Below are 12988 nucleotides of genomic sequence, written 5' to 3'. Positions count from 1 at the left end.
ACTTCCGTCCGGCGGGCCCCGGCCGAACCACCGGCACCATCGGAACGCTCCAGGTCGGCCGGCCCCACACGGGGCCGGCGGACCGGCTGCGGCGGCAGCCACCTGCGGACGATCGCGCGTCAGCGCGGAGTCCCGCGGAGTCCGTTCATGCCGGTGCACCCATGAACAGCCGGGCGGCCCTCTGTGGGGGAGGACCGCCCGGCCTTGTGTTTTCCCGGAGCCGGTTCGGGGCGGGCAGGGCTCCCCCGCGGAGGTCCGCCCGTTCCGGCCGGTCAGCCGGTGCCGGCTAGGAGTGCGGCACCTGTAGCCGGTCCCAACTCACCCTGCCCGGTACCCCGTCCGCGTCCCGGCCGGAGAAGCCGAGCTTGCGCTGCCAGGCCGCGTACGACTTGCGGTCCGCCTCGGTCCACTCAGGGCTGGGGCCACTCTTGTAATGACCGCAGTCCTCCGCGACCAGCCGCTTGCCCATGGCCGTGATCACCGCGCTGCGCGCGCCCGCGTGGAAGAAGCCGCTGCCGGGGAACGGCTCGTACGGCGGGTGCTGCGGCTTCGGCGGCGTCGGCGAGCCGCCGGTGTCCGCGCCCTCGCCGCCCGGCCCTGCGGTGCCTTCCGCGGCCTTGGCCAGCCGCTTCTTGATGCGCCCGCGCATCGAGTCCATGGTGAAGCCGCGCGGGTCGACCTTCCCCGGCTGCCACTCCTTGTGGCCGATCACCGAGCGCTCGGTCCAGTCGTGCGCCCGGCAGATCGCCGCGGAGACCTTCTCGATCGCGAGTCTCTGCGCCTCCGGCCAGGTGTCCTTGCCGTCGCCGAGGTTGATGCACTCGAAGCCGTAGAAGTGGCGGTTGCCGTCGGTGTCGGTGGAGTTGTCGTTGGGCAGTTCGGACTCGTTGATCACTGCCCGCAGGACGTCGCGGTCGCCGAGCCCCGCGTGGTTGGCGCGGCCGTTGCCGACGAGGTGGATCTCGCCCTTCTTGTCGATCACGCCGTGGCACAGCGGGCCCGGCAGGTTCGGGTGCCCGTCGTAGCAGAGGTCCACCGAGCCGGCGGTGCCCTTGGTGACGGTGTGGTGGATCATCACGCCGTTCACCGGGCCCCACGGGCCCTTGGAATTGCGGTTGTGCGTGCGCCAGTTGCGCACCTCGTGCACGACCAGGCCCTCGTCGCGCAGAGCCTTGAGCAGCCGCGTCGCGGTCAGCGGAGTGGCCATCAGCCAGCACCTCCCTCGTCCACGGCCGCCTCGGCCGCGGCGGTCGTCTGGGACCTGCCCACCGCGGGGCCCGCGGCTTCGGTCGCCGTGGGAGCGGCGTCCGTCTCCTCCGCCCGCGCCTCGGCCTCGGCGGCGAGCGCCGCCTCGTCCGCGGCCGGAATGCCCGCGGACAGCGGCCGGAAGGCCAGCCGCAGGTCGGGGGCGGCCTGTTCACCTTGTACCCACGCCAGCGGCGCGTAGTGCACCTCGATGCCCGAGGGTGCCTGGAGCAGCGGTCGGCGGGCCGGGTCGGTCGGCCACTCGACGCCGCCGGTGGCGGTACGGGCCGGGATCAGCCAGAAGTCGCCGGTGCGGTAGGTGCCGCCGGCCGCGAAGTACACCTCGACGCCGTCCTCCAGCGGCAGCCAGCGGCCCTCCTCGGCGCGCAGCGCACCGTGCTGGAGTCCGCCGGTCCGCGAGCTTTCCTTGGTCCGGCGGGTGCTCTCGTGGTGGTCCCAGCGGCGCAGGAACGGGTGCAGCTCGGGGCGCCGTCCGACGCCCGGTGCCGGCTCGTCCGAGAGCCGTACCCGCCGCCCCGGGAGGTCGAGCTCCTCCACCCGCAGCAGTGGCTCCGCCTCGCCCCGGCTGGTGTACGCGGTGTCCACGAACTCGACCCGGTCGCCGACGTTCAGGTCCAGCTTGTCGTCGCTGCCCAGGGTCGCCAGTTCCACCCAGGTGCCGTCCAGCGCGTCGACCGGGAAGGTCACCGAGCCGTTCTCCCGGGACCATTTGAAGGTGGCGTCCTTCGCGGTGCCCGCGTCGTGCACCTCGACCCGGTAGAGCTGGTTCTCCGGCCCCCGGTAGCGGGCGTCCGGCAGCACCAGGCACGGCTCGTCGTCGGCCTGGTCGGGGCGTTCGCCGCGTGCCGCGAGCCGGGAGGCCGGGGCGCCGGCCTTCTTCGCCCAGCGCGCGAACGCCGCGCGCACGTCGTCGACCGGCGGGCTGTCGTCCTCCAGGTCCAGCTCGGACGCGGGCAGCGGCAGCACCTGCCACACCACCTTGGTGCGGGCCGCGGTGTCCGGCATGGCAGAGCCCAGCGCGACCTCGCGCAGCGCCGGGTCCTCGGCCGCGGTGACGGTGCGCTCCCACACCTTCAGGTAGGCCAGGTACGGGAACCGGGTGGGCAGCCGGTCGCCGGGGCGTTCGGGGTCCCGGAAGCCGTCGGGCTGGTCCCAGTACGTCCAGGTGGCGGGCGTGGCGGCGGGCTCGTCATCGTCTCCGGCGCCGTCCTTGCCGCCCGCTTCGGCGGAGCCGTCCGCGGGCACCGGCACGCCGGGCTCCGGGCGGGTCGCGTCGCACAGGATGCCGTCCACGTAGTAGCGGCCGCCGCTGATGATCAGGTCGTCCAGCTCGCGGCTGCCGCCCTGCATCTCGATCTTGAAGCCGGTGGCGCCGCGCGGCCCGCCGTGCTGCCCGATCAGATCGGCGGCGAGGGTCCTGGCCTGGAACAGCTGGATCGCGGCCTGCTCATTGGCGTCCGCGTCCAGCTGGACGCGGCCCTGCTGGGCGACGACCGCGGAGTAGTGACGCTCCGGCCGGTGGGTGATGCGGGAGAGATCGGCGTGCATGGAAGGGGTCCCCCTCGTACGGGATGCTCAGAAGGTCGGGAGTCGGAAGGTCGCGGGCGGTGGGCGGATCGGGTCCCCCGGGCGGGGAGCTCACCTCACGGACGAATCGGCGCGTCACGTCACGAACACGATCCCGGCGTCGGTGCCGGCCGGCGTGTACTCGGCGAGCCTGGCCCGCAGGCTGTCCTCGCGCTGCGGCTGATAGAGGTCGTGCCAGACGCCCATCTCGGCGCCGTCCTCCGCGCCGCGCCGGATCTCCTCGGCGCAGCCGGGCGCCAACTGCGCGTACCCCGGCGTTCCGTAGCGCTCGCTGCGCAGCAGCGGCCGCACCCGGGCGGCTCCCCCACTCTCGGCTCCGCTCGAGCGGGAGGTACCCCCATCCGGGCCCGCCAGGTCGGGCTGGCAGCGGTAGCGGCGCGGGGTGCGCGAACCCGGCGGGACGTAGGAGAAACGGACGCAGCCGATGCCCCGCCGGGCGACATGCATCCGCCCGGTGAAGACGCTGTTCTCGGCGATCTGCACGGCGTGGGTGTGCACCTCGCCGATGACGGTGCTGCGGTGCGCGTGCAGCACGGCGTGCGCATGCCGGCAGTCCGGTGCGGACAGTGCCTCGCGGTCGTGCCCGGTGGCGTCGAGGATGCTGTCGCGCAGGTGGATCGGCAGCGGGTCGGTGCTCACCTCCTCGCCGATCACCTCGATGGTGCCGAGGATGCTGCGGTCGATCTCGACGCAGGCGGTGGTCCGGTCCAGGACCAGGCTCGGCTCCTCGGGGGACGCCGGGTCGCACTCCGGCTCCAGTGACCAGCCGGGTACGAGGGTGCAGTGCCGCAGCACCAGAGAGCCCATCGGCCCGGTGACATTGAGGCCGCGGCCGGCGATTAGCAGGCCGTCCAGCACGATCCGGGGACGCTCACCGGGAGCGCAATCCTCCTCCCTGGCGCGGATGTTGAGGGCGTCGGGCCGGTTGCTGTACCAGTCGAGGAGCCGGATGACGGGCCGGGCGCCTTCGGCGGCGCGCAGCTCCAGCCGGTCGCCCGGGTCCAGGTCGAAGTCCAGCTGTTCCTGGTAGGCGCCGCTGTGGGTGATCTCGATGAGGCCGTCGGGTCCGCAGCGCCCGGCCCGGCGGTCGTGCTGCCACGCGCCGTACGCGTCCATGATCCGCTGGAAGGTCTGCCCCGGTCCGACGCGGTAGACCGCCGTGTCCGGCGGCGGCGTGTGGCGTTCACGGTCCGCACGGTCCTCGCGAAGGTACTCGCCGCCGCCGAGGTCGTCCGCGAACGCGTAGTGGTAGTCCACCCACACGCCCTGCCGCGGCGCGGACCGCGAGCCGAAGGCGATCCGGCCCAGCTCCGGGTCGACGGCGACCTGGCCGCGCTTGGGCCGGTAGCGCCAGTCGCCGAGGTCGGCGACGACGACGTCGGACAGCGGGATCGGGGTGTCGTGGCCGTCCCGCCGGATGGTGAAGCTCTTGCCGGGGCCGTAGTAGTCCGCCAGCCGGTCGTGCAGCTGGCGGCGCCGGATCGCGGCCGGCACGTTGTCGATGGCCGCGATGTGCGACGCGGACGGCTCCGGCTCCGGCCGGGTCACCAGTGGGGTGTCGTTGCCGAGGATCGAGAAGGTGTAGAGGTTGCGGGCCCGGTCGATGCAGTACGCGGGCGCGTGCGTCACCGCGTACGGCTTCAGCCTCCAGACGAAGAGGCCGACGCCGGCCGGCGTGTAACCACCCGGCCTGCGGCGGGAGTTGACGCTGCGCACATCGACCGACCTGGCGACGGTCCCGAACGGGCCGCCCGCCAGGTCGAGCGCCGAGCTGTCCCGCAGGTCCACCAGCCGCCCGCGCCCGCGCCGCCGCGCGTTGCCGGCCTCGGTGCCGGACCCGTACAGCTTCACCGGCTGCTGATGTGCCACCAGCCGGGAGAACTCCACGGCCCTGGCCGGCCAGCCGGCGACGCCCTCGGACAGCTCCTCCAGCAGCGCGAGGGTGCCCTTGCGCCGGCGGTTGCCGACGGTTGCCGCCACGTCCCGGCGCGGCGCCAGCGCCTCGGCGAGCCGCCGCCGCGAGGAGTCCGGCAGGCCGCCGTCCCGCAGTCCGGTCGCCAGCACCCGCTCGTAGCCGGGCAGCGGCCGGTAGCCCACCAGGTCGCCGAGGTAGGGCAGCACCCACTCGGCGGCGCTCTCCACGAACCAGTCGTCGTACTGCTGCGCGACGCCGTCGCGCACCAGATCCACCTGCTCGGCGATCACCGCGAGCAGCGCCCGCAGGGGCTCCCCGGCCTCCGCGTCGCGCAGCCGGTGCCACTGCGGAAGCAGCTCCGCGAGCCCGTCCGGCTCCCTCGTCGCACTCATGCCGCCACCTCGCTTCGCCCGGCCCCGCATGCGCGAGGCGCGCACCTCCCGATGATCCGCTCATGACGTTCGCTCATCGGGCTACCTCCGTGAGGATCAGCGTGTCCGCGACCTGCGGTGAGAACAGGGCGAGTTGGGCAGGGCGGATGCCGCGGAAGACGCAGACCGCGCGGCCCTTCTCCAGCGGACGGGTGTCGGTGATGTCGGGATTCAGACGCAGGAGTTCGGCCAGCGAGACGCCGTGGCGCGCGGCGACGGCGGACAGGGCCTCTCCGTCGTCCTCGGTCACCACGTGGACCTGCTCGTCATACGTGGCGAGCCGGGACGGCACCGCGGTGGGGGGCGGTTCGGTGAACCGGTCCGCGAGCCCGGCCAGTTCGTCCGGTGTGACGGAGGCCGGGACGCCGGTGAAGACGTCGACGTCCACATGGTCGACGCCGGGCACCGCCTGGGCGGTGGCCAGCACCTCGGAAAGGCGGGCCGATTGGCCCAACTCACGCCCTGAGTAGCCGAGTTCCGCCAGCAGGGCCCGTCGGACCCGGGGTTCGACCAGCGGCCAGGAGTGGTCCTCCGCCACCTTGATCTTCGCCATGAGGAGCAGCAGCACCGGCTCGCGTACGTCCACCCGGACCGGCAGCCGGGCGTCGCCGTACTCCGCGAGGGAGGACCGCAGCGCCCGCAGCACCTCGGCGTCCTCGCCGAGCGGGGTGTCGTCCACCCCGGCCACCGTCAGATGCAGGACCTTGCGCCGCCCGTCGTGGAGTTCACGTGCCGAGGCCCGGCCGATGCCCGCCCGGGAGCGTGCGAAGTCCTCGTAGTCGCGCAGCGAGACGAGCCGGTCCAGCGCGGAGACGGCGAGCGGGACGGTGCGCCGCGTCAGGCCGGGGCCGTCGGCGTCCGCGCCGCCGGTGGCCGGCTGCGGGTTGGTGACGCCGGTGACGCCCAGCGGCCGGGTGATGGCCTGGGTGATGCGATGCGCCTTGACGTTGGCGGCGTGCCCGGTACCGAAGCGGTAGCGGGCACGGACGTTCTCGTGTCCGGTGGGCAGCCGGGCGCCGTGCTTGCCGTCGCCGAAGGTCACCGTCGTACGGCTTCCCCCGCTCTCGGCTCCGCTCGACCGGGAGGTGCCCCCAGCGGTGGCGCCGAGCACGTACACCCGCTCGCGCGGGCCGCGCCCCGCCAGGCTGTCGACCGGGTGCCACAGCAGCCCGTCGACCCGGATCTCCAGCTCGGGTGTGGCGCCCAGCGGGTTGTCCGCGGGGAGCCACGTCAGCGGCGACTGCCACAGCGCGAACGTCTGGTTCGCGCGGTTCGCATCGCCGCTGCCCAGCGGCTCGTCCCGGAACTCGCCGTGGGTGGCGGCCACGACGTTGCCCTGGACGCGGACGGTGTCGCGGCGATAGCGGTAGGCGAGGTCGGCGGTGAGGGTGAGCGTCGTGTGGACGTGATCGCCCGGCAGGTCGGGATCGAGGCGCTGCTCGACGGCGGCGATCACCGCCAGTTCGGTGCCCCGGACCCCGGCCGAGCCCGGGATGTCGGTGCGCTCACCGGAGACGATGAGGTGCCGGCCGGGCAGCAGCCCGTCGTGGAGACGGTCCAGTTCGAGTTCGTTGCCGTGCACGTCCTCGCCCAGCGGCTCGTCCGCCATCCGCAGCGGCTGCCCGCCCGCGTGCACCGTGGTGTCGCGGATCGCCGACAGCGTCACATCGTGCTCGTCCAGCCAGGGGTCGGCCAGGGTCAGTTCGGTGCCCCGGCCGGTGATGCCGTAGGTGGTGTACGCGGCGGTGCGCACGGCCTTGACGCGGGTCGTGACGAACGCCAGCTTCTTGTCGCCGGGGATGCCGTCCGGGCCCTCCGCGCCCTTGCGGGGGCGCTGGATCGCGACCCAGCTGCCGACCGTGATGCCGTCCTGGACCGATTCCAGGGCCAGCACATAGCGGTTGGCGGGCGCCGGGACCGTCGCGATGCCGATCTCGACGGACGGCGGCTCGCTGCCCGGGGCACGGCGCACGGTCACCTCGTACTCGCCGTGCCGGATCTGCTGCTTGTCGCCCGGGGCGAGGTGCCATTCCTTCGTCTCGCCGTTGTGGATGGCGACCTGGATCTTTCCTTCGTCGTCCGGCCGGGACACGAACAGGCTGCGCTCGGGCAGGCCCGCGAGCAGCCGGGCGGTGATCCCGGCCTCCTGCGAGTCGGTCGGACGGCGGCCCAGCCAGCTCAGGTCGTGGTCCTGGGCCACGCGGGTGGACAGCTCCACGCGCCCCGGGCCGAAGTCGAAGGCGGCGTCGGACGGCAGGTTCTCGGTCCGCTGCACCGAACTGCCCGTCTCGGTGTGCTGGAACTCCGCCTTCACCGGCACCCGGCCGGCCGTGTCGAACAGGATCCGCACGCTGGTCAGCACACCGCCGGTCAGCGGCCAGTCGGACTGCCTGATGACGCGGCCCTTGTCGTCCTGCACGGGCTTGAGCGGAGCGGTCGCCCCGAAGGGGGCGGCCGTCACCCGCATCGCCAGCAGCGCGCGCAGCGCGGCGGGCACCTCGGGCGCGGCCTGCCGCCATGCCGCGTACATCCCGTCGGCCAGGCGCGGATCCAGCGCGGACAGCAGCCGCGCGGTCAGGTCGGAGCCGGGCGCGAACAGCCGGCCAGGGTCGCGCGAGACGGCCCGCGCGCCGGACGGCGGACGGACCACGCTGGTGCGCAGCGCGGGCAGTACGGCACCGAGCGCGCGCAGCGCGGGGGAGGGCTCCGCCGCCGCCCCAGCCGCCTTCGGCTTCGCCGGTACGCGTCGCGCGGGCTCCAAGTCCCGCGCTCGCTCCCGGAGTTCACCGACCACGGCCGCCAGCTGCTCGAACCAGGCCGACACCTCCTCGTACGCCGCGGCCAGCACCTGCGCCTCGACCAGCCGCTCGTGCGGGGCGGCGAGCCGCTCGGCGAAGGCCGCGGGTGTCGTGATGCCGTCGAGGTCCTTGCGGAGCGGCGCGAGCACCTGCGCGTCGAAGGTGGCGATCAGCTTGCTCACCGGCCGCGGGTTGGGGGTCTGCGGCGTGGGCGGCCCGGGCTCGTCCGGGTCGTCGGGATCCCCGCCGTCCTCCGGCTCGGTGATCCACTGCCGCAGCTCCGCCACCAGCTCTTTCAGGGTGGGCGGCGCGGACTGCGGCAGCCCGATGGCGGTGATGTCCTCCTCGCGGTCCGTGCGGACCTTCGCGACGGGCAGCAGCAGCTGCTTGTCGCCGAAGTCGAAGAGCAGCTGGTCACCGGTCTGCAGTGAGGTGGAGGTACCGGAGACGTACAGCTCCGCACGCTTGGCCAGGTCCTCGGCCGTGATCAGAGCGGGCCGGCGCCTGCGCACCTTCAGCTCGTTCCACGCCCAGCGGGCGGTGAGGTCCTCGCTCGTCTCGAAGGTCTGCGACTCCTCGCCGGTGGACGCGGGCACGCTGTGGCTCCGCGCGCCCCGCGGGATGACCACCGGCAGATCCTCGGCGCGCGGGTCCTTGTCGAGGGTGTACGCGAGGTGGGTGTCGGCGGCGACGCCCGGCCGCGGCCGGTGGCCGACCAGCCGGCCGAGCAGGGCCAGTGACCGGTGTTCGTCGGCGGTTCGCAGATAGCCCTCGTCCGCGATCCGCTCGGAGTGGAACGTCAGCACATCACCGAGGACCGCCCAGGCGTCGAGCAGGCCGATCGCCGGGTCGTCCGGGGTGCGCACGGTCAGGCCGCGCAGCGCCGGGTAGGCGGGCGAGGCGAGCCGGTCCAGCATCCCGGCCAGGAACGAGCCGTGGTCGCCGACGCGGTGGTCCAGGGCCGTGCGGCCCGGCGGGTTGTACTGGCCGTCGGGGGCGCGTCGCTCGTCGCTCGTGCCGCCCCCGCAGCCGCATCCGCAGGTCGTGCTCATCGGGCACCCCCGAGCTCGATGACCAGCCGGCCGTTCTCGGGCCGGTCCGGGTCGTTGTCACACACGGCGATCTCCAGCGGGCCGAGCCGCAGCACACCGTCCTCCAGTGCTCTGTTGTCGATGGTGTCGATGGTGTCCATGCGGCCGTGGGAGAAGAGCCGCTGCAGCCGGGTCACCCGTACGCTCTGCACGCCCGGCACCGCCGCGGCCACCGCGACCAGCCGGGACAGCCGCACCGGCTCGCCGAACGACAGCGCGTCCGGGTGGAAGAAGCCCAGCCGGCCGCCGGACAGCCGCCGGCTGCTCAGCACCCGCGTCAACTCCGCCAGGATCTGGCCGTGTTGGTGACCCGGCGCGGCGCACACCTCGATCTCGATGTCCAGCGGCACCGTACGGGCCGGCTCGACCACCAGGTCGTGTCCGATCCGCCGGTAGCTCTCCAGCGCGTACGCGACGGAGTCCAGCAGCCGCGGAGCCGGCTCGCCGGACCCGGTCGCGTCGACGGCGACATGCGCCTCCTGGACGCTGCCGGTCCAGCGGATCTCCGCCGCGGCCCGCTGCACCCCGGGCAGCGCGGAGGCCAGCTCCGCGTAGTCCGCCGCGGTCACCGCGCGCAGCCGGGTCCGCTTGAGGTCCAGCGGAGCGAGCTGGCGGACCTGCTCGATCGGCTCCGGCGCGGCGCCGCCGGTCGCGGGCAGCGGGTTGCGTACGCCCGCCACCGGCATCGGTGCGCCGGCGTCCGACAGCCGTGGAGCACGGCTGAGCACCAGGTGGTTGATCGCCTCGGCGCCGACGTTGCCCGCCGTGCCGCCACCCAGCCGGTAGTGCAGCGTCAGTCGGCTGCCGGGCACCGGGCGGGCGCCGTACCGGCCGTCACCGAAGCGCAGCGCGATCCGGCCGTCGTCCTCCAGCTCGCCCACGAAATGCCGGTCCCGGGGGCCGCTGCCGAGCAGGTCACGGCGGGGGACCCAGGTGTCTTCCCCGTCCTGCAGACGTACGGCAGGGAGCGCGGCCCGTGGATCGGGCAGCAGGGCGGACGCCGGGCCGTGCAGCACCGGCTCGTCCGGGTGCAGCCCCACCGCGTACTCGGGGCCCCAGGTGTGCGCGATCTCCCAGGCGATCCGGCCGTCCAGCACCGCACCCGCGCGGGCTCGCGCCGTCAGCACGTCCAGCCGGCGCAGTTTCGTGCTCACCAGCCGGTCGCCGCGGTGCAGCAGCTCCCGCAGCGCCCGCACCGGGTGGTGGCGCAGCTCCAGCCGTTCCAGGACCTTGAGGCCGAAGACCACCGTCAGCTCGGCGATCTCCGCATCCGACAGCCCGTCGTGGTCGCGGGCGCTGCGCCACAGCTCCACCAGCCGCGCCCGCACCCGGTCCCGGATGCCGGCCAGCCGCGTCGCCTGCCCGGCCGCGACCTGCGCGGGCTGTGGGAAGGGAACGGTCTGGGCGACGGGGGAGCGGTGCAGGACGGGGCGGAAGCGCGGCGCGATGCCCGGGTAAACCGACTGCGCGAGCAGCGTGCGCAACGCCTCGGCCTGCGCGTAAGCAGTCCCCGGCACCACCTTCTCGCGCCGCTGCCCGGCCAGCTCCAGGCCGAGCCCGGCCCGTACGGTCTCCTCCTCGCCGACGACCGTGAACAGCTCACGGATGTCGTCGGCGGTCAGCGCCCGATGGCAAGTGGTCTTCTCCAGCAGGGCGTTGATGGTCCGGGCGGTGGCGTTGCCGCCGTCCTTGACGTCGCCGCAGCCGAAGGCGGGCGGCTCGCAGGAGCCGGTCACGGCCGGTACGGGCGGCACGGTCACCGTCTCCGGAACACCCTCCGGGCACTCCCCGAAGGTCAGCGACCGCCCGTGGTCGACGAGTGCCACATTGCCGCGCGCGACGCTCACGTCGTCCACCGGCCGGCAGTCGCGGCCGCCCCGCGTGGACAGGCACAGCGGGAACCTCAGCGCGTCCTCCGGCGCCCAGGTCACCTCCAGCACCGGCTGGTTGTCGAGCCGGTCGACGGCAGGAGTGACGGAGATCAGCCGGACGGCCTGGCGGTGGCTCGGGTCCTGGTCGCCGGGCGTACCCGTACGCGGCCCCTTCACCTCCTCGAACAACACCAGATCACCGGGGGAGAGCCGCAAGGAACGGGTCTCGCACGCCTCATCGGTCCACTCGTCCCGCAGCGTCACCGAGGTCGCGCCCTTCGACAGCGCGCACACCTCGTCGCCCCAGGTCCACAGCCGGATGACGTTGTGCTCGGGGCGCAGGCGGAGGGGCGCGTCCGACACCGGCTCGAAGACCTCGACGGACCCGCGCTCGTCCAGCACGGCCAGATCCCGGTCGTCGATGACGGTGCCGACCTCCGGCCGGTCGTGCGGCCCGTAGGTACGGACGTCGACGGCGGCGAAGCGGAACTCTCCCGGCAGCAGGTCGAGTTCCTCGGCGGCCTCGACGGCGACGAAGGCCCGCGCGCTGCACCCGTCATGCATCGGATAGTCGATGAGCCGCACGTGACGGCGCACCGAGACCCGGCGGCGCGCGGTGTCGAGATACGCCTCGGTCGCCACCGCGTCCTGCTGATAACTGATCTGGTCGGCCGTGTACGCCAGCATCTCGACCAGCGTCATCCCCAGGTCGGCGGGGTTGCGCTCGACCCAGTCCGGCGTCGTCAGCCGCATCCGGTCCAGGACCAGCTGCCGCAGCGTGTCGTAGTCGCGCGCGGTGTAGTCGATGACCGGGGCGGGCCTGAAGGTGTCCGGGCAGTCGGCGCCCGTCTCCTCGACGCAGTCGAAGGGGCTCGGGCAGTCGGCCCGGAAACGGAACTCCGCACCGAAATACCGCTGGTCGAAGCCCTCGTACGGCTCGGTGCCCGGCCGCCCGTAAGGGTCGGTGGTGACCAGCGAGAGACGGTAGGTGGAGGTATCACCGGCCCGGTCGAGGACCACATGCAGCCGGTCGTCCAGCTCGGGGTCCTCCTCCCGCTCGACGCTGACCTCCAGCGCCTCGATGCCGGTGATCCGCCGCCCGCCGTCGATCCGTACGTTCTCCGGGCACAGCCCGTGGGGCGCCTTCCCCAGGAACGTGACGGTCAGCGTCACACCGTCGTCGGCGACCTCGACCGCGTCGATGCCGTTCAGCCGCGCGGCCCTGATGCGCCCGCGCCGCTGGTCGGTTCGGCACACCAGCTCACCGCTGATGAGCTGCTGCTCACTCATATCTCGCCCCGCCCCTCGAACACTTCATCGCGCCGGCTCGCGGTGGAGCGCACCACATAGCGCAGATGGACCCGTACGACGTTCTCCTCGCTCACCACGTCCAGCGCTTCGACCTCGATGAGATCCCCCAGCCAGCGCTGCAACGACGCCTGAACGGAAAGCTCCACGGCCGACGCCAGCTCCGGACTGTTCGGCGTGAAGACCAGATCCAGCAGCCCACAGCCGAAGTCCGGCCGCATGACCCGCTCACCAGGACTGGTGAACAGCAACTGCTCGATCAGATCCCGCACATGCTCATCGTGATCCGCATGCGCGGTCCGCCCCCGCCGGTCGACCCGGAACGGAAACGCCACTTCGGTACGTATCTTCTTCGCAGCCCTCATCGGCTGGACACCCCCTGATGGACGGGCGCCACGACCGGCGGGCCCTGCGGCACCAGCCCGGCGCTGAAACACATCGCCGCCGAGGTGTCGAGAAGAACCGGCACCCCGTCGATCCGTACCTCGTCGCCGCCGCCGGCCGGCGTCCAGCGCACGCTGGTGCACGGCTGCGGCCGGCCGCCGACGGAGTGCGGGCAGCCACTGACCGTGAAGAGGTCGGCGGCGGTGGCCACGGGCACACCGTCGACGCGTACGCCCCTGCCGGCGGCGGCGGTCGACACCGCCCGGCCGCCGTGCGGGCAGCTGATCACGGCACCGCCGTGGACGAGATTCCCGGTCACCACGTCTCTTGCTCCCCC

General features: G+C 73.5%; 7 protein-coding genes. All 7 read right to left on the bottom strand.

Features of this window, described 5'->3' with window-relative positions:
* Window positions 1-286: 286 nt before the first annotated feature.
* The 7 genes from QOM21_RS14670 to QOM21_RS14640 all read right to left on the bottom strand — a co-directional run bounded on the left by QOM21_RS14670 (window position 287) and on the right by QOM21_RS14640 (window position 12973).
* A complete protein-coding gene (locus QOM21_RS14670; RefSeq protein ID WP_407550345.1) occupies window positions 287-1207 on the bottom strand; it encodes a peptidoglycan-binding protein in 921 nt (306 codons plus the stop codon).
* Window positions 1207-2814 carry a DUF6519 domain-containing protein gene (locus tag QOM21_RS14665; protein ID WP_407550344.1) on the bottom strand — a complete coding sequence of 536 codons (1608 nt, stop codon included), beginning with the start codon at window positions 2812-2814 and terminating at the stop codon, window positions 1207-1209. The genes QOM21_RS14670 and QOM21_RS14665 overlap by 1 nt, the downstream gene beginning before the upstream one ends.
* A gap of 114 nt (window positions 2815-2928) precedes the next feature.
* Window positions 2929-5160, bottom strand: a complete 2232-nt coding sequence (locus tag QOM21_RS14660; RefSeq protein WP_407550343.1) for a hypothetical protein — start codon at window positions 5158-5160, stop codon at window positions 2929-2931.
* Window positions 5161-5233: 73 nt separating this feature from the next.
* Window positions 5234-9049 carry a putative baseplate assembly protein gene (locus tag QOM21_RS14655; protein WP_407550342.1) on the bottom strand — a complete coding sequence of 1272 codons (3816 nt, stop codon included), beginning with the start codon at window positions 9047-9049 and terminating at the stop codon, window positions 5234-5236.
* On the bottom strand, window positions 9046-12249 hold the full coding sequence (locus QOM21_RS14650; RefSeq protein ID WP_407550341.1) for a putative baseplate assembly protein: 3204 nt from the start codon (window positions 12247-12249) through the stop codon (window positions 9046-9048). Before QOM21_RS14650 ends, QOM21_RS14655 begins: the two co-directional genes overlap by 4 nt.
* The gene (locus tag QOM21_RS14645; RefSeq protein WP_407550340.1) at window positions 12246-12632 is read right to left on the bottom strand and encodes a GPW/gp25 family protein; all 387 of its coding nucleotides are present in this window, start codon (window positions 12630-12632) and stop codon (window positions 12246-12248) included. The genes QOM21_RS14650 and QOM21_RS14645 overlap by 4 nt, the downstream gene beginning before the upstream one ends.
* Window positions 12629-12973, bottom strand: a complete 345-nt coding sequence (locus QOM21_RS14640; RefSeq protein WP_404259737.1) for a hypothetical protein — start codon at window positions 12971-12973, stop codon at window positions 12629-12631. Before QOM21_RS14640 ends, QOM21_RS14645 begins: the two co-directional genes overlap by 4 nt.
* Window positions 12974-12988 lie beyond the last annotated feature (15 nt).

Origin of the sequence: Streptomyces sp. Pv4-95, from assembly GCF_045782725.1 — a bacterium.
Lineage (GTDB): Bacteria > Actinomycetota > Actinomycetes > Streptomycetales > Streptomycetaceae > Streptomyces.
The sequence above is the reverse complement of the archived record's forward strand: the minus strand, read 5'-3'. Positions and strand labels throughout refer to the sequence as shown.